The sequence below is a fragment of the Cognatishimia coralii genome, from assembly GCF_037478305.1.
GTDB lineage: Bacteria > Pseudomonadota > Alphaproteobacteria > Rhodobacterales > Rhodobacteraceae > Cognatishimia > Cognatishimia coralii.
In genome coordinates this window covers 1-26,699 of the sequence record NZ_JBBGAZ010000008.1, presented here as the reverse complement: position 1 = coordinate 26,699, position 26,699 = coordinate 1, and the positions used below count along the sequence as shown (strand labels likewise).

The window sequence follows — 26,699 nt, the reverse complement described above, 5'->3', positions numbered from 1 at the left end:
GCCAGAGCATCGTAGTTGGCAGCGTTACCAGGACCATGGCATCCTGATATGGGACATTACCGCCAAATCTGCGGATCAAACTATCCACCCATTGTCGGTGAGGTCATCTGATCTGCACCAGACTACAGGAGTCTTGCATAATGGACTGGACTTCACTGTACCTAGGGCCATAGAGCGCGCGGTTTAAGTTGATACAATCCCCGACAGAGTAGCGACTATCAACAATAAGCCAATGATCGCAAAATTTTCTAAGTGTAGAAAGAACCTTAATCGAGCTCTGAACAAGTCTAGAATTTGAGTAAAGCATCGATTCATGAACGCAGACTATTTCCTCGTTTCTGAAGATATGCGCGGCCAGTAGATTTCGCTGAGCGTCAGTCACGTTTTGCTTTCGGTATTGCCACATGACACGTGCGAAAACTTCCCGATGTTGTTCATCACTTTCAACGACGACATCGCCCAGTTGTGTCTGCATCGTAAAGGGGATGTGAAAATACTCGGAATAACCGTCGTAATTGCCATCCAGAACTGATTGCTTTGTTCCCTGAACCATTGTGTCGCAAAGCGCCCACGCCTCAGCATCAACGTGGTTTGGGTTTGCTGCTTTGTTCATGGCGCTCCAGCTCGATGTACGATCGGCGAATTGAATACTGGCAAGGTTGGTTTTAAAAAAGGCTTGCGCTTCGTGGCCAACTCGTTGCTTCATGAGACATATAATGCCAAGTAGGTACAAGGTGTTTTCGAGCGCTTTTTGAATTCAGCTAACCCAATTGTGTCGAGCGATAAGGGAACGAATAAATGAGTGGCGAAGTTTCTATTCTTAAAATGATCAGGTCGACCCTAAATGCCGATTTTGCGGCGGTGAGTAGAACGGATCTGAAGGATGGATATGTCTCTCACATCGTAGATACAGACGCGTCACCAACGGCAGAAAAATTTGAAACGCCATTTCTTTCTACGTCGTGCTGCGCAACCGTCATAAGCCGCCAGGAACCCCTCATCATTGAAGGTCTGACGGTCGACGATAGCTTGCCACAATGCCCCATGATGAAGGCCGAGGGCCTAAAAGCCTATATTGGCGCTCCATTATACGCGAACGGCAGAGTTGTCGGGGCCGTGGAAGCAATCTGCCGTGAGCCAAAAATGTGGAGCACCCTCGACCTTGAGCACATAACGAAGTTCGCAAGGTTGGTTGAAACCCTCATGCCGGTAGAAGAAATAGAAGTACACGTGCCGAGACTTAGGCTCGTAAACTGACACGTCTTTGATATCTGCCCCTAATCGCTGAACGACCCAGTTCTTCCCGACGTCGAAAGAGCGCGCGGGGAAGCGTTTGTCGGCACCCAACCGTTACATTTGGGTATTGCTGCAAATTCTCATACCAACCAAGGCACCCCAAGAGTCCTCTCGCCTCGTCTAGGGCGCGCATTTTTATAAAGAGGATCGGGGAAGACTTCGCCCTGTTCGTTGAAAACAAAACACGGGCGGCCTGTCGACGGCTCGTAGTGTCTTCCATGAAGCTTGGAAGCCGCTCGAGCGAGGCTTAGGTACTGGACAACGATACAATTGTAGGTGCGTCGCCTTCGAAGTCGCCCTTGAACTTCACGCTACCGTCCAGCTTTGAACTCTTTTTTGAAAGCTTGATCTATCTCAACAAAACAATCTGGGAAATCTGTTCTCAATGGGGATCATGCAAGGAGGGTTTCCATGAAAAATGCAACTATTATTCTTGTAACGAACGTTGAGACACCCGTAGACGAGATTTCGAGTTTTTGTACGCAAGCCCGAGACGTCGACGCGTATTTGGTTGTCTTAGTTCAAACCATTTCCCCCACACTCCCGATCAATGTCCATGGAGGCCTTCCGTTTGGAGGCCCCACCGAAGCGGAGATTTGGACCAAAGAAATAGCTGCGACAAAGTCTTCTTTAGACAGCGCCACTCATGCCGCCCAAACACTCTTGGTGGACACTGGGTGCAAAGGCGAAGTCCGGCCAATAGTGTGCGCCGAGGCAGAGATCTCGGAAGCCGTGGCACAATCGGCGAAGTTTGCCGACTATGTATTCATCGCGTCCAACATCCGAAACGAGAACGACCAGTACAAGAGTTTGGCGCATGGGGTGCTGTTTGAGTCTCCGGTAGCGCTGTTTTTGAATGCGCAGATTGCAGAGCGCTATGATCACATTCTGGTCGCTTGGAACGATAGTCTTTGCGCCGCTAGAGCAGTTCACAGTGCACTCCCCCTGTTGCGAAATTCAAAAAAAGTCACTGTCGTCTGTGTCGATCCATTGCCCATAAGTCACGGCCAGCCGTTTGAACCGGGCGCTGCTTTGTCTACTTGGCTTAGTCATCACGCCTGCAATGTTGAAGTTGCGCAGATTCCAAGCGGCGGCAAAGACATCTCCGCATGCATTCTGGATATGGCCCGAGACTTGGGTGCGGACTTAGTCGTTGCAGGCGCTTATAGCCATTCGCGCATGAGACAGGCGATTTTTGGCGGCACCACTAGAACGCTGCTGGAGCAAGACAGTCAGCCTGTCTACCTGGCGCATTGATCTAGGGAGAACTCTGCGTGCACGCTCCTGATCAACCTCGCCTGCGTCGTGTTCTCTCGACCCCCCTAGTGACTCTCTATGGACTTGGCGTCACCGTCGGAGCGGGAATATACGTGCTTGCGGGGGCAACAGCCGCCGAAGCTGGCGCTCACGCACCGATATCATTCATCGTGGCTGCTATTGTGGTTGCGTTCACAGCGCTTTCCTATGCCGAGTTGTGCATTCGTTACCCCGTAAGTGGCGGGGAAGCGGCGTATGTCGAAGCTGGGTTCAGCCGTGCTTGGTTGACAACAGGGGTTGGCTTGAGCGTTGCGCTATCGGGGATTGTTTCAGCCGCGGCGGTTTCTTTGGGCGCCGCCGCCTATCTTGGACAGTTCGTCGCCCTTCCGCAGTCTGTGTTGGTTACATTTATTGTCGCCGCAATGGGCTTGATTGCTTTCTGGGGCATTTCGCAATCTGTAACGACGGCTGCGGTGATTACCGTCATCGAAATCCTTGGTCTTGTGTTCGTAATTGGTTGGGGGATGTTGCTTACCGACAAGCAGGGGGTTGAGTTTGGAGAGATATTTTCACCCACCAGTATCGAACCATGGCTTGGGATTGGATCGGCCTCTGTTTTGGCCTTCTTCGCCTTTGTCGGGTTCGAAGACATAGCAAACGTTGCTGAAGAGGTTAAAGAGCCAAGGCAAACGATGCCCCGAGCGATTTTGTTAACTCTTGTAATCGCAACCGGTCTTTACCTAGCCACAATGGTCACGGTGCTTATGGCCGTTCCAATTTCTCGCCTTTCGGAGTCTTCAGCCCCTTTGATGCTCGTTTTCGAAAGTTCCGACGATCGGTACGAGATCGCATTTGGTGCACTTGCCGTTGTGGCGACTGTCAACGGCGTGTTGATACAAATTATCATGGCGTCTCGCATAGTTTACGGCTTGGCTGATCGAAGCTTTCTTCCCGAAATTTTTGCTCGAGTTTCTGCGAAAACCAGAACGCCGAGTATCGCAACGTTTTGTGTGGTTTTCCTTATTTTGTTCCTGGGTCAGGCTTTGCCAATCGCAGCATTGGCAGAACGTACCTCGCAGATTGTCTTGTTCGTCTTCATAGCGGTGAACCTCTCTTTGCTGCGGATCAAAAGGCAGCCAGTGGCCCGGAACTACGGATTTAGTGTACCGAAAGTCGTGCCGCTGGTCGGAGTTGCAACGAGTGTGGGTATGTTGGTCATATCGATCGTTTGACGCGCTACGACTTTGAAAGGAACGCCTGAAAAAGGCGCTCTGAAATACTCAACATTATCGAAGACGGTGAAGGCTGCCCCGATCCTCTTTACATTGAGGCGCGTCTGCTTTCCTTTCAATGTGAAGTGACGCAAAGACATACAAATGTCCCAATGGCCTACCCCAATTTGGTAGCTCGACCTTCGAAATAGGCATCATCGGCTTCAGTCGACTTTGTTAGCGTCGTCTCGAAAACGATCCCTTGAGATGTCCATTTTTAAAGCCATGACAGCAAAAACTCCAACCAGCACTTTGCTTCCTTCGATTTCGGTCACCGTGATTTTCGGCGCTTTCGTCAACATTCTGATGTTGGCCGGACCCTTGTTCATGGTCCAAGTATATGATCGCGTTCTGGCATCTCGGTCCAAAGAGACACTTGTCGCACTGCTTGTTCTGGTTGGCCTCCTCTACCTCTTTATGGCGCTTTTGGATGCGTCGCGTGCGCGGGTTTTGGCGCGGTGCGGCGCGATTTTTCAGAGCAGGTGCGACGATATAATCCTGCGGTCTGAGCTGGCACCCACAGAGGCCCAAGCGGGTCGACCTGACAGGGCATCTCAATTGCAAGACGTGGAAACCATTCGAGGTTTCTTTGGGTCGCAGGTCCTTTTAGCTCTCTTTGATGTGCCCTGGACAGTTATGTTTGTCGCGGCAATTTTTGTATTTCACGCGTGGCTTGGATGGTTGGCGTTTGCCGGAGCCGCGGCTTTGATTGGCCTTGCCTTGCTCAACAACCTTGTAACCAAACGCATGACACTGCGGTCATCCGGCTTCTCGCACGAAGCCAGCCGAATGCATGGCGACTATGTGCGTGCTCAGGACTTCATCCTTGCACAAGGGATGACGTCAAACCTTGTGGGACGGTGGAAAACTGTGCGCGATCGCTCTTTGGATGCGGCTGTCAAAGCCAGTGATCTGGGCGGCTCGTTTGCATCCGCGAGCAAATCCCTCAGACTTTTTCTTCAAAGCGCGATGCTGGCGTTGGGAGCCTGGTTGGTACTTGAAGGTGAAATGACAGCTGGAGCGATTATCGCCGGGTCCATTCTTCTTGGCCGCGCGCTGGCACCAATCGAGCAAGTTATCGGCAATTGGCCTTTGATCCAAAAGTCTTTCAGTGGCTGGAAAGCTATTCGGCAAACACTGCAAGATGACGCGCACGCCGCCCGAAAGGTTTCCCTGCCCAGGCCTGATGCGTTGCTTACGTTGTCTAACCTCAGTTTCTTTGCGCCTGACACCAAAGAAGCCGTTCTCTCCAACTTGAATTTGGAAGTTGCCCCCGGAGAAGCAATCGGTGTCATCGGCCCAAGCGGCGCGGGCAAGTCTTCGCTTGCGCGCGTCATTGTCGGAATAACTCCTCCCACACTTGGGCGTGTCAGTCTTGGCGGCGCGATGTTGGGCCAATATCCGGAAGGCGACTTAGGTAAATTTGTCGGCTACTTACCTCAAACTATTACCTTTTTTGACGGCACAATTGCTGAAAACATTGCGCACATGGAGTCAGATCCGGACGATACGAAAGTGATCAAGGCTGCAAAATCCGCAAAAGCCCACGATACAATCGTTAGCCTGCCAGAGGGCTACAATACGAGAATATCAGACTGCAGCCATAGGCTATCAGGGGGCGAGCGGCAGCGACTTGCCTTGGCACGTGCACTCTATCTTGACCCCGTATTGTTGGTTTTGGACGAACCCAATTCTGCACTGGATGCGGTGGGATCACATGCTTTGAACGAGGCCATCCGCGATTTTAAGTCGTCACAGCGCTCCGTCGTTTTGATGACACATCGCCCTATGGCAATCGCGGAATGTGACCGGCTTGTGATGATCGAAAACGGTTCCGTCCGTCTGGAAGGACCAAGAGACAGTGTGCTGAAGTCGCTGATGGGCGACACGAAAAAAGCAACAAAAATTGTCGCAGGAGAATAAGCACATGGCAGAGAACAACAAAGATTGGGGCCTGCGCAAACCCATTGCCATTGGCTTTCTGAGTATTGGTATATTGCTTGGGACAACAACAGCTTGGGCAGTGAATACGCGCATTTCCGGAGCTGTTATCGTGAGTGGTGCGATCCACTTGGAAAACAATCAGCAAGTGGTTCAACACGCGTTTGGCGGAGTTGTTGGCCAAATCCTTGCGAGAAATGGTGACACAGTTCGAGCCGGTGACGTTCTGGTGCGGCTCGATGAAACCTATATTGCTTCAGACTTGGAATCGATCATCTCACAACTCGCTGAAATCGAGGTCAGAAAGGCACGTTTGGCCGCCGAGCGGGATGGTCAATCCGAGCTGAGAATAAATTTGCAGCACCCGATGCCCAAGCTCAGCAAGCAGCTTGTTCAAGGCGAAAAAATCCTGTTTCAGACCCGGCTGGAGAACTATCGGGGGGAACTTCGGCAGCTAGACGAACAGATCAATCAAGCCCATGTGCAAATCTCGGGTTTGAACGCGCAGCTGGAAGCGCTCGAAGCGCAATTGCAATTGGTATCCAATGACCTGGTCGCGGCGGAAGAACTTAAAATCAAGGGCCTGATTGCATCGTCGCGTGTGTCGTCGCTCAAGAAGGAATATGCTCAGCTAAAAGGACAAATCGGCAGTTTGAGCGCATCTAAAGCACAGCTGAACGGTCAGATTTCTGCATTTGAAATTGAAGCGATGCGCCTGACAACGCAACGACGCGAGGAGGCCATCGTCACATTGAGAGAACTCGAATTCATGGAGATTGATTTGCGCGCGCGCAAACATTCGACCAAAAAGAAACTCGAAAGCCTTGAGATCAAAAGCCCTGTAGAGGGTGTGGTTCACAGCAGCCAAGTCTTCGCGGAACAGGCAGTTATTTCTCCCGCACAGGCTCTGATGCAGATCGTTCCTCAGGACCAACAGCTTGTCGTCAAATCGCGTATCCAAACTATGCATGTCGATGATGTGTACTTGGGCCAGAACGCGTCGCTTCGGTTCGTAAGTTTCGACCACCGGACTACGCCCGAGTTGTTCGGCTATGTCTCGAAGATTTCGCCAGATGTCTTTTATGATGAGACGACCGGATTGTCCTACTATCAGGCCGAAATCACACCTCACGCGCAGGAAATCGACAAGCTGGGATCGCAAAAGCTCATGCCTGGCATGCCTGTTGAGACCTTTATCAAAACTACCGAGCGATCCCCTCTAAGCTACTTGACCAAACCATTCATGGACTATTTCTACCGCGCTTTCCGGGAAGTCTAAGAGAACCTTTGGCGCGGAGCGCAAACCAGTAACACTCGAAACACCATGCAAAAAGAAAGGCACCCAATTCTTGGGTGCCTTTTGATTTTTGAGTTTTAACCTGCATTCAGCAGATCAAAACCTGCTCCAGATGATAGCTTGCGGTTTCCAAAGATCCCACGTTCTGCAACACCAGTGTGCCGCCACCAAGATCCAGTTCCACATCCGCTTCGTTTTGCGATGCATTTGCTGTAATCCAGTCGGCCTTGGTCTCACCCTCAGACAGCAAGTTCAGCAGCTGAAGATCGATCGTGTCTTGCTCAGCACCCGCGAGGGTCAGATCACCGATTGTATCGACCGAGCCGTCGATGTCAGAGAAATCAAAGACGAACGTGTCCGATCCTTCTCCGCCAAACAGCCAGTCTTCACCGCCGCCGCCTTGCAGAACGTCTTCGCCCAGATTGCCATAGAGGCGATCATCTCCGCTGCCGCCTTGGATCACATCCGCACCGGCACCGCCCCAGAGCTTGTCTGCTCCGGCACCGCCGTCCAGCGTGTCATCGCCATGCTGGCCCCAAAGCAGGTCTCGACCCGCTTCGCCCGACATCTGGTCGTTGCCCAAACCACCGTTGAGGTGATCCCGGCCACCGCCACCCAGCATCTGGTCGTCTCCTCCATGCCCCAAGAGCACATCGTGACCAGAATTGCCGTAAAGCGTATTGGCGCTTTCGTCGCCATAGATCAAATCATCGCCTGACAAAGCATCCAGATTGGGCGCGTCGCCATCGTTGTAGATGCGATCATTTTCACCCGGCCATGGCTGGTTATCAAAGACATCATCGTTTTCGGTGAAGATCCATCCGACATCGCTTTGCGTGGTGTCATCAGGAGACTTGAGGTTCTGCTCAGCCACCACCGCGCCGGTCGACGAGAGTTCAACCTGGATGACTACATCGTCGAAATCCCAATCCCCGTTGTTGCGAATGTCTTCAAAGCCAAGAATGACCTTGTTGCCATCCCGCATTTCACCAAGGCTGTGATCCAACCCGTCGGAATTCATTGAAATGCCACGCTCGTCATCATGAGACATATGGAACGTAGTGTTGCCATAGCGGGCGCGAAGCAGGACTTCTTCACCGCTTTCCTCATCAACGCGATAGAGAGACAGGTCTTGATCGCGCAGGACGTTGCCAATCTCGCCATCTGCGTTGCGCAGAACGAAAGTGCCATCGTCAAACAGCGACTTATCGCTGTTGCGCGCATAGCCATCAGGCAAGATGAAAAAGCCGAGCTGGTCATTCAGGTCAACGTCGATGTCGACGCTGGATTCACCTGAGATCAACTCGCCACCGCTGTCATATTTCGACGCATTGGCAAACAGTAGGCTGACATCGCTGATCGTGCCGTCCTCTGCGATTTTGTACATGCCGATTGTATTTTTATAATCGGCTGTTTCGCTGAGGAACGTGACTTTGGCCTGAGCCGCTTCGCCATCGTCCGTGACAAACCCATGCTCGTGCTGATCTGCGCCTGACAGGATGTTTTCATCGTCAATCGTGGCACCGCTGTCACCGAGATTGATGTTGAACATGACGTCATTGAAGTCTCGATCCCCGCCTCCGCGAATGTCTTCGAAACCAACGGTGATGCTGCCATCATATTTGAGCTGGCCACGCAGGTGGTCGAAGTAGTCCACGTTCATGTCGATACCGTCTTCCGGCTTGTGATGCATGTGCCAGGTGGCGGCATTGAACCGCGCATTTACAAGAGTTTCCTGGCCGGTGTCCTCATCAACCGCAAAGAGCCTGAGCCCTGTGCTCCAATAGACGTTGCCTTCGCCTCCACCCCAATCGCGGAACACGTAGCTGTCAGCGTCAAAAACGGACTTGTCCCAGTTCTGACCCCATCCATCTGACAGAATAAAGAACCCGAGATTATCGCCGGGACCGGCATCGATTTCGACCGTGGACTCGCCCGCAATCAGATTGCCTCCGCTGCCCTGATTCGACGCATTCGCGAAGACGATCTGGACGTCGTAAATCATACCGATGTCATCGATCTTGTAGACGCCGAAGGTGTTTCTGTAGCCAGCGCTTTCCCCCATAAAGGTCACGGTTGCTGGCGCGGTTTCCTGCGTGCCACCAAGATCAGACTCGACGTTGTATTCCGGGGGTTGCGACACGGATCTGACCGCCAAAGGAACTTCCGGCAGGTCTTCAGCAATTTCCACTGGCGCAATCCAGTTGTGTTCGGTCTGGTCGGCGTCGCTCGCGATATCATCGTCTTCGATATAGGCGCCGCTGTCGCCGAGGTTCACATTCAGCAAAATGCTCTCATGTGATCCCGCGCTGTTGCCGTATGTGTCGGAAAAACCAATAGTGATGCTGTTGTCATACTCGCGCAGACCGCGAACGTGATCGACCCCATCAGAGTTCAAGCCAATGCCGGCGTCTATGTTGTGATGCATGTGCCATGTGGCATCGTTCCAACGCGCCTCGACAAGGGTCTCCTCATTGGTTGTCTCGTCGATCGCATAAAGCCGTAGGGCGGTATCTTCATAGATGTTGCCCAGACTTCCGCCCCAATCGCGCAGTTCGTAGCGATCCGCCGAAAAGACAGAGGGATCCTCATTCAACGTGAAGGAGTCCGGCAACATAAAGAAGCCGATGTGATCGCCTGAACTCACATCAAGATCGACGGAGGACTCTCCTGCGATCAAAGCACCTTCGCCTGCTGACGCATCGGCAAAGAGCAATGTCACGTCATAGATCAGCCCATTTTCGGCGATTTTATACATGCCGACCGTGCTTCGAAAGCCGGCTGAGCCACCGAGGTACGTCACACTGGGCGGTGGTACCGAGTTGGTCTCGGGTTCATTCGTCTGAGTTGGCATAACTGCCCCCTTTGATGGTTAACAAACAAAGGTGAAGCTACGATTGAACGCAACTCGGCGGTTAGGGCTTCGGGTTTGGAAGGTTGCTCTAACGGCTACGAGGCTACCCAATGGGATGGACTCGATTGCATGACCTCAAGCGGGGGATCGGCGGGACAATAAGCGCGATGATTGGGAGTACGTAGCGGAAGGCTTGGATCACTTCTTGTGAGGCCCTGTGGGGTAGTCTGCATCCTAGTCCAACAGTGCACAACCGCCACACCCGAACAGGGGCATTTCCGGGGGCATTCTGGGCCTCTACGGCTTAACCGCACCTAGCAAACACTCAAGAAAGGAAGATGGCTGGGGTGGTAGGATACCTTGCTTCTCGATAGCGTTCTTCGGCTTTACCCAAGCACCTAGCAAACTGGGGCACTTTCGGGGGCATTTCTCGGGCCCGGTGACATGAGGTACCTCGACATCCCAGCCATCCTACGGGTGCAGCGGGTGCTCTCTCTGGCTCCACGCGGATGAGCTGCCTCACGTGCTCTGCCAAAGGAGGCCTCGCTGGCGGGCTCGATGCAGCTTCCCAATAGGTACCAGCAATGGGAGGCGGCGGAGCCTTTCGATCTATCGCACCATCGACAGTGGCTTGGCCCAAGTTGCCACAAATTGGCAGTCGATATAAACTTGCCGCTAAAGCGCCACGTGGAGGAACGATTGGTTTGCAATCCCGCACCACCCAAGGTCACACATGTGCCGGACTATTTTGCAATCGGAACCTGCCCTTTTTGCAGAACCCAATCCATTGTTTCAAACCATGACTTGGAAAGCCTAGGCCGCCCAAAGGACGGGACCGCTGAATGGGTATGTACACTGTGCAAGAACACTAAGAAGTGCTCACAATATTAACCAGCAATGCAGATAGGGAAGAAAAGCTCTAGCTGTAAGTACATAGCTTGGGTGTACCTTAGTTGGATATTCGTCGTGCTCGTCCATCTTCGTTAGCTTCCAAGGTGCTATCGGACGGGGATGGAAAGAGTTTCGATAGCCAGTGCCCTGATATTCAGTTTCTAACGAGCATAGTGTTTGGCTTTTGGCATCTTGCCAATTCCTGGATTGAATGAATTTGTTGGGTCGCAGCATTTGTAGTGGGAAGCAAGGTCTTCTTTGGCTTTGTACAAATGACCCACATTGTGCTCAGCGGGATATTCCGCTCCGCGGCTGTCAAAGATAGCTAGCATCGCAGCCTTTATTTCTTTCGGATCTTCACCCTTTTTGACTATATAGTCCTGGTGCATCACGTGGCACATAAAGTGACCATAGTAGAGCTTGGCGACCAATTTGTTTTCGATCTCTGGTGGCAACACTTCCAACCACTCCCGATCGTTCCTGCGCAGAGCAACATCTAAGGCGATAATGTCCTGAACTTCGGAGCCGTGGATCGCCATATATCGTACTGCGGCGCCCGCAGCGGCAAAACGATGCAAGCCAGCAATTTTACCTTCACGCGGAGAGCATTCGAAGAAATCGGCGTCTTTGCTTGCGACAAATTTTGGAAGATACGCGCGAGCTTCTTCGATTCCGCCGCACTTCATTTTCAAGATCAGATGGTGTTCGAATTTGTCCCGGAATTCTATCATTCGCTTTGGGAGGACTCGCGGTACGATTGCGGCAAACGCTTGCATAAAGCGATCGGTGAAGTTCTTTAAAAGTGGGATATTTTTCAACCGAGCATCTACCGCGCCTTTTAGTGCAAAGAATGACGGCAAACGGTCAGTTCCGAGTTTATCAATCATCCAAACGGTATCTTTGCCGTAACGCGTTGTAATATCAAACACCTCGCGCTGCATGTATTCAGCGCTTACTGGTAAGTCTTTGAACTCACTTAAAATATGACGGCGCAGCGAACCAAGATCATCAGCTGAATTGGTGCCGATATAAAAAACCTGTTCCGCTTCATTTTTGGCGAACGTGTCAAGCCGTACCGCAAATACAGCAAGTTTTCCGGCGCAGCCCGCACTCTCATAGAGCTTTGCTTTGTCCGCATTATATCGCGCTGGCGTATCTGCCTCTACGTCTCGGACAATCTGCGCATAGTCGCTGGCGGATGCTTTTTTGTTGCTGGTTCTAGGTGTGTGGTCGAAATTTCCGTTGTCGAGATTGGACAGAATTTCCTCAGGAGTGTCACCCAGGTCGATATCCAGATGATTTACCAAGGACAAGCGCCCATCTTTATCGATTTGCGCATAGAGTGAAAGCTCGGTGTATACTGGCCCGCGCTCTACCAAAGATCCACCGGAGTTGTTGCAGACCCCGCCAATAATAGAAGCTCCAATACATGATGACCCGATCACCGAATGGGGCTCTCGCCCTAGCGGTGCGAGAAGTTTCTCCAAAGCAAATAGTGTCGCTCCGGGAAAGCTGACGACCTGAGTGCCTTCGTTTAAAAGCTCGATCCGATCCATCCGCCGCGTGTTAATCAGAACAACATCCCGGTCATAGGAGCCTGACGGGGTCGACCCCTCTGTCAGGCCAGTGTTGGCGGCTTGCATAATGACGATCTTGTCCGCTTCTACGCATGCGACCAGCACTTTCCATTGTTCAAGCAAACTGCCTGGGCACACGACACAAAGAGCTTCGCCTCCTCCGGAACGAAACCCTGTACGAAATCGCTCGGTTGCGCGCTGGCCCACAAGCACGTTTCTACGGCCCACCGCCGCTCTGAGTCTGGAAAGAAGTTCTGTGTCAGTCATGGAGGAGCTTCCTACGCAGTCTTTGCTTTTTCTGGCTCAGCAAACCTGAGGTTACCACGACTTAGGTCAGCAATGCTGCGCGCGCCCATTAGTTTCATATCGCGTTCGATCTCGGCCTTCATCTGCCTGAGTGCGCGCTCCACGCCTGCCTGTCCCGCTGCTGCGAGAGGGAAGAGATAGTAGCGTCCAAGTCCCACAGCTTTCGCGCCGACCGACAAGGCCTTTAAGACATGCGTTCCCCGCTGTACTCCGCTGTCCATGATGACATCAAGTTTGTCGCCCACGGCATCCACAATTTCGGCCAGTTGATCGAAAGGTGTACGAGACCCGTCGAGCTGTCGTCCACCATGGTTGGACAAGATAATTCCGGTACAGCCAATCTCGACAGCGCGCTTTGCGTCCTCCACAGACATCACGCCCTTTAGACAAAATTGCCCGTCCCAATCACGCACCATCTGGGCCACATCGTCCCAATTCATCGCCGGGTCGAGCATCTCGGTGAAGTAGCGTCCAATTGAAAGCGCGCCCCCGCCCATGTCGACATGTTCGTCGAGTTGCGGCAGGCGGAACTTTTCGTGGGTCACATAGTTGATGCCCCATATTGGTTTGAGCCCGAATTGGACCATGCCGCCAAGGGTTAGGCGAAATGGGATCGAAAATCCGGTGCGAAGGTCGCGTTCGCGATTGCCGCCTGTAATACTATCTACTGTCAACATCATGACTTCGACACCCGCTTGTTTGGCGCGCTGCATCATGGCTGTGTTCAGGCCCCGGTCTTTATGAAAATAGAATTGATAGACCTGTGGATTGGAGTGGTTCTGGCGCAGTTCCTCAAGAGATACTGTACCCAAAGAAGACACTCCGAACATTGTGCCGTACATTTCAGCCGCTGCCGCCACAGCGCGCTCACCTTTGTGATGAAACAAACGCTGTAGCGCTGTCGGAGAACAATAGACCGGCATATCCAGCTTTTGCCCCATGACAGTGACAGACATGTCGACATCGTCTACGCCCCGGAGAACTGATGGAAGAAGATCGCATGCATTGAATGCAGCTGTGTTCTTGGCCATTGTCACTTCATCGTCAGCACCGCCATCGATATAGTTGAAGATCGGCCCTGGAAGCCTCCGCCGCGCAAGGCGGCGAAAGTCCGAATAATTATGACAGTCCTTCAGTCGCATCGCCTAGTTCCCATATGCCAGCGCGGGAAGCCAGGTGGTGAGTTCTGGGAAAACGAAGACAATGCCGAGACCCAGAAGCTGTAGAAGTACAAAGGGGATAACACCTTTGTAGATGTGGCCCAGCGTGACCTCGGGCGGACAAACACCTTTCAGGTAGAAAAGCGCGAAGCCAACCGGCGGCGTCAGGAAGGATGTCTGCAACGTAACCGCTACTAAGATAGCGAACCAAACCACCGATGGGTTGTCTACAACGCCGTAGCTTTCGACAGGAAGATTGAGATCCAGGATCACGGGAAGCATCAAAGGCATGATGATCAGCGTGATCTCGATCCAATCAAGTAGGAAACCAAGCAAGAAGATGATGAATAGGATAAAGCCCACAACCATGTAGGGATTTTCGAAAGATCCAAGCACCAGGTTCTCGATGATTTCGTCCCCACCAAACCGGCGCAAAACGAACGCAAAGAAGTTTGCCGCGATAAAAATACCCACAATGTAGCCAGAGGTATTCAAAGTCTGACGCATTACGTCTTTGAAAACCTTGAAGTTCAAGTTGCGAGAGATCAGAGCGAGTACGGTCGCGCCAGCTGCGCCCAATCCAGAAGCCTCTGTCGGAGTGGCTAGACCGAAGAAAATCGAACCCAAAACTAGCAGGATCAAAAGCAATGGTGGCACCACTGAAAGACCAACTTCCATCACGATTTTCATCGACACGGGCTCCCGATTTTCAGGAAGAGGCATCGCTTTGGGATCCACCAGCCCGTAGACGATTAAAAAGACAACATAGAGTCCGCCGAGGATCAGCCCTGGGAAAAGCGCGCCCACAAACAGGTCACCCAAAGAGATAGCCAGTTGGTCGGACATAATAACAAGCATGATGGATGGCGGGATCAGAATGCCAAGTGTTCCCGACGCGGCAATCGTTCCTGTGGCAATCGGTTTTGCATAGTCCTGACCCATCATTGCTGGCAATCCCATGACACCTAGCAGAACCACCGAGGCACCGATGACACCAGTTGAAGCAGCCAGGATAATACCGATGAGCATGACCGCCAGCGCCAACCCACCTTTGAGGGCACCGAACAGAACCTGCATGGACTTCATCATGCGTTGGGCAACACCGGACTGATCCAGCATCAAGCCCATAAAAATGAACATAGGAAGTGCAACAAGAACCGGGTTTTTAATGATGCCACCAAAGAAGCGGCCAGCATTTGCACCCATTTTTTGATAGGTGATGCCAGTACGATCAAACTCGATATACGTATTGATTGACTTGCGGAAAGGGTCGAGGAGGTACTCTCCTAGGACCGCGAACATGAGGGCTACGCCAACAAGCGCAAATGCGACAGGGACGCCCCGGAATAGCATCACGATGAAGACAATGAACATTGACAGAACCAACCATTGGTTCAGATCCATCAGCATACCCATGAGAGAAAGGATTTGCATTGTATCAGTCCTTCTGAGCAGAGCGGCTGCGCAAGAAGGCGACGAGCAGCAAAAGAAGCGTCAAGGCGAGTGCAATCATGACCGTGTAGTCAAACACAGGTTCTCGCGTAATGCGGCGCGGGTTCAGTTCTGAATTTGTCAGGCGATAGAACCACCAAAGCGAATAGTGAACCAAGCGTTGAACTACGAACCAAACAAATGGGAAAGCTCCAATAATCATTCCCAATAGGGTTGCTCTTCGAAGAACTTTCAGGTGACGCACCATCGCTGACCAAGAGGCCACAATGGCCGCCATGAACAGAATAGGTAGCGAAGACTTAAGCAGGTAGAGCATATGCAGCCCGTTCGGACTGTCGGACCCTTCTCCAGCTTTTATCGACGCGAAGGCATAGTGCAGAAGTATGTCGGTCATGAGGGCCAGAAACGGCAACAACAACCAACCGTGTGCTAGGACCTCAATTCTCGATTTTTTACGAGGCGAATAGCTTTGATGCAAAATATCCACGCGGACGTGGCTTTCGGTCGTGATGGCGTAACCAAAGCCGCACAGCATCGCAAAGCCGTACATCCACCACTGCGCGTCATCCAGCCAAGCCTGGTTATAACCGGCTTTACGAATGAACACTTGGGTTACGATACCAACCATCAAGAGAGGAAAGAGCCAGGCGACTACGTTGGAAAGGCCAACCATAAGTCGATCGCCCCAGAGGTGGTTTTCCCGGTTCTTTTCGCCCGGATCGGCGATCGACATCACCTCGTCAACATTTGGGATTTCAGCAGACATGGATTGCGTCCCCGTTTGGACATTGAATGGTGCTGGCGGCAAGGGAGGTGCGCCGCCAGCCGTCTTAACTGCTTCGCTTAGTTGCGGGGCAGATAGATTGCGGACCAGGTTTCATAGCCTGCGCGGTAATCCTGCAGGTCAGCCCAAACTTCTTGGAAAAAAGGATCATCCGCAGCCAATTCAGCAACGACCTCGTCCCATGCACCCTCAAAGGCATTCAGAATTTCATCTGGCCAACGCTTGATGGTCACACCGTTGTTTTCCACATTGTCGACCATTGCGGCGTAGTTGGTCGCCTCACCTTCGGCGTAGGTCATAGTGATGGTTGCCAAGCATGCGGTGCGGATCTGGTTCTGTGCAGTTTCTTCCAGTTCATCCCAACGATCGCGGTTGACCAACAGTTCAAACAGTGTTGCCGGCTGGTGCCAGCCTGGGAAGTAGTTGTACTTCGCGATTTTGTGGAAACCCAGTCGAGCATCGATCCGAGGCATCGAGAATTCGGTCGCGTCGATCGCGCCGCGCTCTAGAGCAGGGAAAATGTCGGAGGCACCCAGCAGCGACGTGGAAACGCCCAGTTTCTGCATTGCTTTTGCGCCCAGGCCGAAGAAACGCATGTTCAGACCTTCGAGGTCCGCAACAGTGTTAATCTCGTTTTTGAACCAACCAGAGGTTTCTGGTGCGATGATTCCGCAAGGCATTGCTACAACGTTGTAGCCATTGTCGTCATACATCTGCTGCCAGTACTTCGCACCGTCATCGTACAGTACCCAGCCGAGGAATTCGCCAGCTTCAGGGCCGAATGGCACAGCCGCAAACAAGGAAGCGGCATTGATTTTGCCTTGCCAATAGCCAGACGTTGCATAAGCGGCGTCAACAGAACCGTTTGATACCGCGTCGAGTGCTTCGAGAGTCGGAACCAGCTTGCCGGGATCGTAATGCTCGAACTCAACGTCGTTAGAGATAGAGTTGATGTTTTTCGTGAAGTCTACGGCGGCTGTTCCGAGGATCGGCAGGTTTTGACCAAAAGCGGAAGTCATCTCGAGAACTTCCTGAGACTGCACGGTTCCAGCCATCAATGCGATGCTGGCCGTTGCTGCGGCAACGATATTTTTCATGGTTACTCCTCCATTGCTTTTCTCGTCCGGCGAAAGCGTCTCGCTCGCCGCTCGATTGACTGGTAAATAAAGTTGACCAGATGAATAGGTCAACAACTTTATTTACCAATGGTCTAGTTGACGCTGCCTTTCATCGAAAATAACTCAGGCAAGTTTTTTCTAGAAATTTCTGCGTTTATTATTGTTTTAGTTCGACTTTTTAACGCTTGGCCTCCAGTGAAATTTCAAACATCTCACCAAATTTACTTGCCAAACCTATTGTAGAGGTTATTTAATTTTACCACCAAGATGGGTGAGATGATGGAACAACAGAACACGAACCAATCTCTTTTCGATCGGGTCGGTCACGAATCATTGGCGGACGCGGTCGTTAGGCAGGTTGAAGACCTGATAGCGTCTGGAATTCTCAAACAAGGCAAGCGATTGCCATCGGAACGAGAGCTTTCTGAAGCTTTGGGAGTGTCTCGGCCAAAGCTCAGGGAAGCCCTGCAAATTCTTGAAGATCGTGGTCTTGTTGTAACTCGCCATGGCGAGGGTACTTTCGTCTCTGCCCTGACGGGCCAAGCCATGTTGCCGGCCTTGATTTCCCTGTATGGTCGACATGAACCTGCGTTCATGGACTACCTGGAGTATCGCCGTGAACAGGAGGGGTTCGCTGCACGCCTCGCGGCAGATCGCGCGACCAGTGCGGACAAAGAGCGCATAACGGACATACTAGAGAAAATGGTCACGGCTTTTGAGGCGGGAGACAATGAGGCCTCTCGTCAAGCAGACTTCGCGTTGCACGCGGCGATCGTCGACGCCAGCCAAAACGCGACGCTCATTCACATGATGGCTTCGATTTTTGAGCTGACTCAACAAAGTGTTTTCTACAATCGCGATTTTCTGCGCACGATAGACGGCACTGGGCGGATCCTACTAGACCAACACCTTGAACTGGGTAACGCCGTTATAGAAGGTGAACCTGCACGCGCTAAAAGGGCAGCCAAGGAACATATCGATTTCGTAGAAAAGTCTTTCAGAGTAGGACTTGAGCGCCAACGCCGCGAGGTGATGTCCAACAAACGGAGGCTGTTGTCCTCTTGAGCATCACAAGCTGAGAGGTTGGTATATCTGTCGTTTTTCTAATAAGCGAAGCCGAGCAACTAAAGCTAATTTCTGGGTTGGCGCACCGCAGTGCAGCGTCTGCATGTTTGAGTAAATTGCGGCCATGGGCCGAAAAACCGAGCAAAACCAAGCATCTGAATAAAGAGAACTCTTAGAGGAGATATTCAGATGTTCAGCTCTTTCACGCTTTGGTGCGTGTTGGGGGTCAGCTTGAGGCTGGCCCTTTTTCTTTTCCTACGATGGGGATAGGACGTAAGGCCACTCATCCCCAACGGTCTGTCCTACTGCATCGTCCTGCTGGCGATGATGCCTGCGTGGATGCAGCCAATACCGCTCCCGGTACCGATGTCTCTGGCACTCGGCTTCGTCCTCCCGGACCTCTTGCTGGCGAGATCCTAACATGGACCTCCATCTTGGAGACCATGTAGTCATCAGGGCTTTCGACGACATCCCAGAACACCTCTTCCTCGTGGATGAGGTCTACGACGACTGCGTCGGTGGCTACTCTTTAACTGGCCCGCTCGAAGGTGAGTACGGCGAGCCAGACTTCGACATGATCTTGCGAAAGATCACTTCCCGCATTTTTAAACCGAAAGGAACCTGACAGATGTCAGCACAGATCCGCTATGCCTATCTGAAAGGTCAGACTTGGCTCTACCGCCGCAACTCCCCCAAGGATGTTGCTGAGCCCTAATAAAATAGCGTGTCAAAGCGGGCTCATAGATTGAATTCTTGTACAACTCCCTCGTCTTACCGCAGCCTTTCAAGTGCTGCAGTGAACCCGACAAGAGAAAACTCCACGGTAATTTCTTGATTTGCGAGGTTTTGAAAGCTGGCGACAGCCACTGACCCGGCGCGCAGCGACGCACCCAGAGTTTCACTCAGGGGTTTACTTGCAAAACACCCATCTGATTCACAAGTCGTCAATGGGATGTCCTGTGCGCTCAGTTCGTCAATTTTCAGAAAAACGCCCTGTTGGATCGAAACACCAAGAGGAAGATTCAGGATAAGGTTGGGGGGTTGCTTGCCGTCAGAAACGACTCTCATACTCGCAAACTGTTGACCCGTCTCTTGCAGCGTGATCGTTTGCTCCATGATGCAAATTGCAGGCGCATTGCGTGCTTCGCTGGTGCAAAATGTCCGCCAAGCACTTTCCTCTTGGGCGGCAAGCCCGTTTCCAAAGGTAAAGGAAAAGATCGCCGACAAGGCAAACACTACTCGAATCATTTTATTCTCCACTCAAAAATCCAGCGAAAACTTTAGGCCTGCGCGGACGTCTCTCGTACGTTCACCCAAGCGCGAGCTTGCATCAAGCCTTAACGCGCCGCCATCGCTCCCCAAGAGGTCCAAACCAATGGCGACTTTGGCCAGGGTTTTGTCTTCTCCCGATCCCGTTTGTAGCCCGGCACCTGCGGCTTGGGAGCCAGCAAAACGGGCGCTGAGAGTCGCTTCTTCGCCGAGGATGCGGTGCTGAAGGCCCAACTCACCGTGAATTCGGATCACTGTTTCACCGCCCGGCAATTGGAATTCACGCCCAGCGCCCAATCCCAGCTCCAGGTCAGCTCGCCAGTCTGTGCGACCGTCGATCGTCATGTTGGCAGCACCTGCGCCGGTTTCCGAAAACCCCTTCTGCTGCATCCCTGTAACAGATACTTCGGCTAATGGTTTAAAGAAGCTTGCTCCGCGCTCGTAAACTTGGGCGTATTTAAGAGCCGTTGATACAAAACGGAGTGGTTGCTGACTGAAGGCTGTCGATGTCACGCCACCGACTGTCACGGATCGCTGCGCATTAAAGTCTGCAGCACCAAGAATGAAGCTGCCGCTGAGCACTCGGTTTTCTTGCTGACGCTTAAGGACTGCGCCAAGCTGATACACTTCGCCCGAGCTTTGATAGGCGGTACCTGACGTCACGCCCGCGCTGCCGATCGAGCCGCCAATGCCCCAGAAGTCCCCTGTATCTGCTCGGCGCTGCACCCCAAAGGTCGTCTGCAACACGCGAGTGTGCGATGCCGCACGTGTTCCGTCCTGCGATACATCAAAATCGCGTTGAGTGCGGGCCATCCAGTTGCAATTGCCTTCAGCAATAAATCGATTGGGACCTGTTTTCTGGGCACAGCTACGCAGTGAATTTGCGAAATCAGAAACGGTCAATGTGCTCGTGGAAATACCTGTTGATATTGGCTGAGGATCCAAGGACGCATAGCTGTCCTGCAACACCTGAACTGTTGATCCAGGTTGGGTCAAAGTCGCGATGATCGTCTCCAGACCACTGCCGCCCCCATTCGCCTGAGCCTGATTTAAATAGCGACCAAACGCAAGAGCTGCACCGGTTAAACCGGTTGGTGCATAGTTAATCTCATAGTCAAGATTGATCGTATTGGATCCGCGAGACAGACTGAAAGCTGCCACTGCAGAGTTAGGTGCGTTGAGTGTGGGCATAAACCCCTGAGTCACACCTTGTGCAGCATCTAGAACTGCAACGGAATGGATGCCCGGCGCAGCCTGTTGAGCGTTCAACACAGAGACTTGAAGCTCTCCTTCGACCACTGCGCGTCCTGAGATGTCCAATACATCTGTGTCCGCTTGTTGCGTAGAATGCGGGATATGGCGCAACTCGATGAGCAGCTTACCATCCTGAGAATAACTGCCATTTAGTGCTGTCGTCAGGATATTGTTGCTACCGCCGACGCTGACAGTTCCCAAGTTGCGAACAGAGGCATTCGTGTTGCCTGCGTTCAATACAGCCCCAGAGTTCAAGGTGCCCGTCACATTGTTTCGTATTTGGTTGGTGCCAGCGCCCAAGTCGATGTTTCCGCTTATAACGCCATTGTTCAGAACAGTCTCATTTTGATCTCCGCTTAAGATGGCGAGTTCCGAGACACCACCCGCATTGGATACATTTGCCATGTTAATGACTTGGTTGTTCCGGCCATTCAAAATAGAGATCGCGGCCCCGCCTTTTCCGCCTATGACACTGGTTCCCATTGTCCAGTTGTAGACGTCGACATCACCCGTTGGAGTCTGGCCATCGCTTTGCGCCAGAATACCAATGCTGTTGTTACCGCTGGCTGTCACGCTGCCATAGTTGTTCACAATCACGCGCCCGCCGTCGCCCTGGCCACCCGCTGTGCCAGAAAAATTGAACACGCTGTCGCTGGTCACGGTAGCAGTGACAAATCCACCACCTCCGCCGATGGACTGGGCAATAATGCCATGCGCAGCTTTTCCAGAGGTGGAGATACTCCCGCGATTGAGGACGTCGACAGCGTGGCCGTCCGATCCGGTGGCACCAGATCCTGATATCGCGACTATCCCGTCGGCTCCGCCGCTCGTTCCGCCACCGCCACCCAGTGATTGCGCCAAAACGCCATGAGAGCCAGCACCGGCCGTGGAAATGTCACCCAGTGTTTCCACGTCGACTTTGCCACCCTTGCCCGAAGTTGTGGCCTTGCCACCAAAAGACAAAGCACCGGTTGCGAGGCCTGTCGCTCCGCCACCGCCTCCCACCGATTGGGCCAGAATACCAAGACTTTTGTCGGCGAAAGTTGTAATGTTGGCCCCTGCTTGATGGGTGACTTTTACTTTTCCACCATCGCCGGAAACGCCATCACCGCCGCCCACGGCCAAAAGGCTGAGTGTATTTCCTCCGATACCACCGCCGCCGCCGATCGACTGCGCAATAATTCCGTAGCTATGCGCTCCACGGACAAATATATCGCCCGAGTTGGTCACACCCACTTCACCACCAGAGCCTCCAGCACCTCCAGTGCCGCCGACGGACAACAGACCAGGCAGCACGATGGCCTGGGTTTCAGACGGCAAAACAGCGGTGGCCCCAGCTTGGCCGCCCCGACCGCCACCCCCGCCAATGCTTTGCGCTTCGATACCGCTTGAACGCTCTCCAGCCACATCGATTGCACCGGTGTTTGACACAGTGACCTTGCCGCCATTTCCCTGCGCGCCACCGGTGCCGCCGAAACTGAATGTCGCAGAGGCACGTCCGCCTGCAGAACCACCACCGCCACCAACAGATTGCGCGACGATGCCCGTCGCATCGTTTCCTAGTGTTTGAATGCTTCCATCATTGCTGACAGCAACAACCCCTCCATCACCGCTTGGCCCACCACTTCCTGCTATGGCAACTTGTAAATAACTGACCGCAAATACTTTTGGATTCAGATTGGGTCTATCGTGACCTCCGCCAATAAAGCGCCCGGCCTGGCCGCCTCCGCCGATGCCACCACCGCCACCAACAGATTGCGCGAAGGCTCCGTGGCCGCCATTTCCCGTTGTGGAGATAACCGAACCGGTTTCTAGGGTTACAGTGACTGCACCGCCGTTGCCGGCAGAGCCGCCTTCACCACCAACTGAAAAGGTTCCAGTGCGCCCTGAATTAGCAAGGCCCCCAACACCGCCACCGCCGCCGATGGATTGGGCCAGCACACCCATCCCATCGTCCCCGGAAACGCTAAGTGTTGCAGAGTTGTTTACAGCGACAGTGCCACCGTTGCCTGTTGCGCCGCCTTTCCCGCCGATACTTACTGCATGATTGGCAAGCTCGCCTTGTTTGGACGTGTAGGATATTATAGCGTTCGTTGGCAACACGGCCTCCGTAGGCAAACGAGTAGGAATACCGACTTTTGCGCTGCCAGCCGAGCCTCCACCTGCTCCAATCGACTGCGCCTGGATCGCATGGGCTGCAGGACCCGTTGTAAAAATCATTCCGTCGTTGTTTACGTCCACATCACCGCCATGGTTGCCAGATCCGCCTGTACCTCCAATGAGCAATTGAAGATTGATGTTACTGTCTTTGAAGTTGGTAGGCGCTTTGCACGCAAAGTTTAGGTTCACGCGGCAACCTTTAGGTCTGCCTTGAATCAATGAAAGCGAACCTGCTCTTGCGCCGGCTCCTCCTCCACCGCCAACGGAAACTGCCCGGATACCCTGAGCATCCGCGCCTGCGGTTCTGATAGTGGCTCGGTTTACGACATTGACAGCACCACCAACTTGCCCCGAACCGCCACTGCCGCCAATCGTAACGCCCGCATTAATTGTCTTACCTTCGCGGCCGCCAACCAAGCCAAGCAAGCCAGTCATTGCACTTCCCCCGTCTCCTCCTCCTCCACCGATGGACTGTGCATAGATGCCAATGGCCGCTTCGCTGAGTGTGGTCAGGTTCCCGTCATTCGTTACGTTTACCACTCCTCCGTTGGATCCATTTCCGCCCGAGCCCCCAACCGTTGTGGATAGATTGATGTTCTTTCCTGCACCTATACCAGTTGCACCACCGGCGAGTGCCCCAGCAGATCCGCCGGTGCCGCCACCGCCACCTATGGACTGCGCGAAAATCGCAAAAGAACTCTCGCCTTCGGTCCGAATGGACCCTGTATTTGCGATGGTGACAACGCCGCCGTTTGAGCCCGATCCCCCTGAACCACCAATCGTGGTCGCCGCGTTTTTGGCATTAATTCCACCAAGTGCGCCACTCAGAGCAAGGGCTCCGTTGCCGCCTCCACCGCCGATGGACTGCGCCAAAATCCCCCACGATGTCCCTCCGGTCGTCAGAATAGACCCATTTTGATTGATGGTGACGTCACCGCCATGGTTCCCAGCCCCACCAGTGCCGCCGATAGACACGGCGATCTGGGCAGAATTCGCACCTAGACCCGTTGAAACACCAGCGCCAAAGCCGCCCATGCCTCCACCCCCACCGACGGATTGGGCTTGGACTGCAGTAGCGTAGTTCCCCCGCGTTTCCATCGCGCCACCTGTCGTGATCGTGACAACACCCCCGGTGGCACCCGTGCCACCAGTCCCACCTATGGCAACAGTTGCAGACGCAGAATTCATTGCTTTGCCGGCACTGCCGAAACTTACTGCAAATCCGCCATAGCCGCCGCCGCCGCCAGTGGATTGCGCCAGAATTCCATTCGCGCCGTCGCCGGTGGTCAAAATGCGATCCTTAGTATCGATGGTGACCTGTCCGCCAGCACCGCCGTTGCCGCCTGTTCCACCGACGGAGACCGCTGCCGCAAACCGATTTGTGGGACTTCCGATTGAAAGTGCGACAGAGGACGCGATCGCGAAGCCGCCCATACCACCTCCGCCACCGATCGAATGAGCGTGTATGCCAATCGCGTCAGTCCCCGATGTTTGGATCGTTGCCCCGGCTCCGGAAGGAGCAGCCAGATGGTGACTTTTGACCGTAACCGCTCCACCGTTGCTTCCGCTACCGCCGGTGCCTCCAATGGACGTGGAAACTCCGGCTGCGCCAGTAACGGTCAAGGCCTGACCGATCGCAAAACCGCCATTGCCTCCCCCTCCGCCGATGGATTGGGCAAGCAGAGCCGTGGACCGGTTTCCGCTTGTAAATATACTTCCGGTGTTTTCCACGACAACAGCGCCGCCATGGTCTCCGCCACCACCTAAACCGCCGATATTCACGGCAAGTGCACCAGCGCCGTCCAATGTCGCACCGGCACCGATGGCAAAGCCCGCGGTGCCCCCTGCGCCGCCTACAGATTGCGCTTCGATACCAAATGAGCTGTCTTTAGTGGTCACGAGAGCCGCTTTGTTGATGACGGTGACGTTGCCACCATGTTTTCCAGCGCCACCGCTTCCGCCGACGTTGACCGACGTGGCCGCAGTCCGAGACAAGGCGACGCCGATCCCAAAGCCTCCTATTCCTCCGCCGCCGCCAACGGATTGTGCCAGAATAGCCTTGGAGTTTTCGCCATTTGTGGTAATTGCCCCCTCGTTCGTGACCGTCAACGAGCCACCGCTCCCTGCTGCGCCACCGTTTGCACCAACGTTGACGTTGCCAGCAAAGGTCTGCGCGGCTGCGCCGCTAATCGTGTATCCGGCGTTGCCGCCACCACCGCCGATGGACTGTGCCAGAATACCCAATGAGCGACTCTCTTTGGTTTGGATATTGGCCCAATTGGTGACAGACACAGTCCCACCGTTTCCGCCCGCCCCGCCGGCTTGACCAACCGCGACGGAAGCGCTTGCCTGACCGGCTCCGGCCAGGGCCAAAGCGAAGGATCCATTCCCACCGCCACCGCCAATGGACTGCGCAACAATGCCGGATGCGTCCTCGCCCTCAGTTACAATCGTGCCGCCCATTCGAGCATCAACGGATCCGCCATGCCCCCCTCTACCACCGGATCCGCCAACCGCGACAGCTGCAGAGGCCGTCACGGCCAGGCTAAAGCTGCCTGCAAATCCGCCATTACCACCGCCGCCCCCAATGGACTGCGCCAAAACGCCTGTCGAGGCACGCCCTTTTGTCAAAAGATCGCTGTTCAAATTGTTCGCGGCCATATCCTCGTTAATTCGAACAGTTCCGCCGTGTCCTCCGGCTCCACCTGAGCCACCAATTGCCACGCTCGCAGCGCCGGGACCCACTGCGACTCCTACACCGACTCCACCGTCACCGCCGCCGCCACCAATGGACTGCGCGACGATCGCGGCTGATGATGCGCCGCGTGTTTCAATCTTTCCTGTGTTGAAGACACCCGCAAATCCTCCGTTCCCGGCCGCATTGCCCGAGCCACCGACACTAACAAGACCCACGGAAATGCCGCCATTGCCGCCGCCACCGCCAATCGATTGTGCTTTTATTCCACTGGCGCTGTTACCTCTCGTCAGAATGCTACCGTCGTTTCTAAGAACGACAGTGCTCCCGTTGCCACCCGCGTCTCCGCTGCCACCAATTGCAACAAGTCCAACTGAGACACCGGCATCCCCGCCGGCACCCCCCGTGGATTGCCCAAGAATACCCGTAGCCCCTTCGCCGCTTGTCGTGATGGACCCACCAAGCGTATTGGTGACCCGCACATTGTTGGCTGAACCGCCGTTGCTACCGGTTCCTCCCAGCGCCGTGATTGATACAGAAGATCCGCCAGCACCGCCGCCGCCTCCGAGTGATTGCGCGAGAATTCCCGAAGCGGCGCGCCCATGCGTTGTCAAAGTTCCGGAGTTTGTGACGTTTACATCGCCACCGTCTCCGGCATTGCCAGCGTTGCCTCCTTGTGAAAACAGCAGGCCGAAAGCAATTCCCCCGCCTGATCCCGCGCCTCCGAAGGACTGTGCCAGGATGCCGCGCCCCGCCTCACCGGTTGTGGTGATCGAGGAAACGTTGTTTACGGTGACCGTGCCGCCCCCTGCGGCGGCGCCCCCTGAACCTCCGACGCTGCCTAGCCCACCAGATGACCCGCCGCTACCACCGCTGCCGCCGACCGAAGTTGCAAAGACACCGACCGAGTCAGTACCGCTCGTCCTTAAAGCGTCCGACCGAAAGATTGAATCATTTGGGATTCCCTTGAGGCTTGATTTGTGATTCCTCTTGTTTGGGAGGATGGATCATGCCAGCACCATTGCCGGATGCGCTTCGGGCGCGGTTTCAGA

At 53.8% G+C, this 26,699-nt stretch carries 16 protein-coding genes; 7 read left to right on the top strand and 9 right to left on the bottom strand.

Annotated elements, in window-relative coordinates:
* Window positions 1-103 precede the first annotated feature (103 nt).
* Complete coding sequence (locus WG622_RS13790) at window positions 104-706, bottom strand: hypothetical protein (protein WP_209357020.1); 603 nt, start codon at window positions 704-706, stop codon at window positions 104-106.
* Between the two features lie 92 nt (window positions 707-798).
* Here WG622_RS13790 and WG622_RS13785 point away from each other — a divergent pair, with 92 nt between their 5' ends.
* The 5 genes from WG622_RS13785 (at window position 799) to WG622_RS13765 (ending at window position 7,044) form a co-directional block, all read left to right on the top strand.
* The gene (locus tag WG622_RS13785) at window positions 799-1,257 is read left to right on the top strand and encodes a GAF domain-containing protein (protein WP_339404146.1); all 459 of its coding nucleotides are present in this window, start codon (window positions 799-801) and stop codon (window positions 1,255-1,257) included.
* 450 nt (window positions 1,258-1,707) lie between these two features.
* Window positions 1,708-2,553 carry a universal stress protein gene (locus tag WG622_RS13780; protein ID WP_339404145.1) on the top strand — a complete coding sequence of 282 codons (846 nt, stop codon included), beginning with the start codon at window positions 1,708-1,710 and terminating at the stop codon, window positions 2,551-2,553.
* A gap of 68 nt (window positions 2,554-2,621) precedes the next feature.
* On the top strand, window positions 2,622-3,785 hold the full coding sequence (locus WG622_RS13775; RefSeq protein ID WP_339404144.1) for an APC family permease: 1,164 nt from the start codon (window positions 2,622-2,624) through the stop codon (window positions 3,783-3,785).
* 246 nt (window positions 3,786-4,031) lie between these two features.
* On the top strand, window positions 4,032-5,747 hold the full coding sequence (locus tag WG622_RS13770) for a type I secretion system permease/ATPase (RefSeq protein WP_339404143.1): 1,716 nt from the start codon (window positions 4,032-4,034) through the stop codon (window positions 5,745-5,747).
* A 4-nt stretch (window positions 5,748-5,751) separates the two neighbouring features.
* A complete protein-coding gene (locus WG622_RS13765) occupies window positions 5,752-7,044 on the top strand; it encodes an HlyD family type I secretion periplasmic adaptor subunit (protein WP_339404142.1) in 1,293 nt (430 codons plus the stop codon).
* Window positions 7,045-7,150: 106 nt separating this feature from the next.
* Here the strand turns inward: WG622_RS13765 and WG622_RS13760 are convergent, their stop codons facing one another.
* From WG622_RS13760 to WG622_RS13735, 6 genes are all read right to left on the bottom strand, one after another.
* Window positions 7,151-9,916, bottom strand: coding sequence for a DUF4114 domain-containing protein (locus WG622_RS13760; RefSeq protein WP_339404141.1), 2,766 nt, complete (start codon window positions 9,914-9,916; stop codon window positions 7,151-7,153).
* 1,052 nt (window positions 9,917-10,968) lie between these two features.
* On the bottom strand, window positions 10,969-12,651 hold the full coding sequence (gene dld, locus WG622_RS13755) for a D-lactate dehydrogenase (RefSeq protein WP_339404140.1): 1,683 nt from the start codon (window positions 12,649-12,651) through the stop codon (window positions 10,969-10,971).
* Window positions 12,652-12,662: 11 nt separating this feature from the next.
* Window positions 12,663-13,832: an alpha-hydroxy acid oxidase gene (locus tag WG622_RS13750; RefSeq protein ID WP_339404139.1), complete on the bottom strand. Its 1,170-nt coding sequence runs from the start codon at window positions 13,830-13,832 to the stop codon at window positions 12,663-12,665.
* Window positions 13,833-13,835: 3 nt separating this feature from the next.
* A complete protein-coding gene (locus WG622_RS13745) occupies window positions 13,836-15,284 on the bottom strand; it encodes a TRAP transporter large permease (protein ID WP_339404138.1) in 1,449 nt (482 codons plus the stop codon).
* Between the two features lie 4 nt (window positions 15,285-15,288).
* On the bottom strand, window positions 15,289-16,068 hold the full coding sequence (locus WG622_RS13740) for a TRAP transporter small permease subunit (RefSeq protein WP_339404137.1): 780 nt from the start codon (window positions 16,066-16,068) through the stop codon (window positions 15,289-15,291).
* A gap of 77 nt (window positions 16,069-16,145) precedes the next feature.
* Window positions 16,146-17,183: a TRAP transporter substrate-binding protein gene (locus tag WG622_RS13735; RefSeq protein ID WP_339404243.1), complete on the bottom strand. Its 1,038-nt coding sequence runs from the start codon at window positions 17,181-17,183 to the stop codon at window positions 16,146-16,148.
* 297 nt (window positions 17,184-17,480) lie between these two features.
* Between WG622_RS13735 and WG622_RS13730 the strand changes: the two genes are divergently transcribed.
* Both WG622_RS13730 and WG622_RS13725 read left to right on the top strand, forming a co-directional pair.
* Complete coding sequence (locus WG622_RS13730) at window positions 17,481-18,269, top strand: FadR/GntR family transcriptional regulator (protein WP_339404136.1); 789 nt, start codon at window positions 17,481-17,483, stop codon at window positions 18,267-18,269.
* Between the two features lie 421 nt (window positions 18,270-18,690).
* A complete protein-coding gene (locus WG622_RS13725) occupies window positions 18,691-18,894 on the top strand; it encodes a hypothetical protein (protein WP_339404135.1) in 204 nt (67 codons plus the stop codon).
* 146 nt (window positions 18,895-19,040) lie between these two features.
* Here WG622_RS13725 and WG622_RS13720 read toward each other — a convergent pair whose 3' ends face one another.
* Window positions 19,041-19,517 (bottom strand): invasion associated locus B family protein, encoded by a 477-nt coding sequence (locus tag WG622_RS13720; protein WP_339404134.1) that lies wholly within the window; start codon window positions 19,515-19,517, stop codon window positions 19,041-19,043.
* A 12-nt stretch (window positions 19,518-19,529) separates the two neighbouring features.
* Window positions 19,530-26,261 (bottom strand): autotransporter outer membrane beta-barrel domain-containing protein, encoded by a 6,732-nt coding sequence (locus tag WG622_RS13715; RefSeq protein WP_339404133.1) that lies wholly within the window; start codon window positions 26,259-26,261, stop codon window positions 19,530-19,532.
* Window positions 26,262-26,699: the final 438 nt, after the last annotated feature.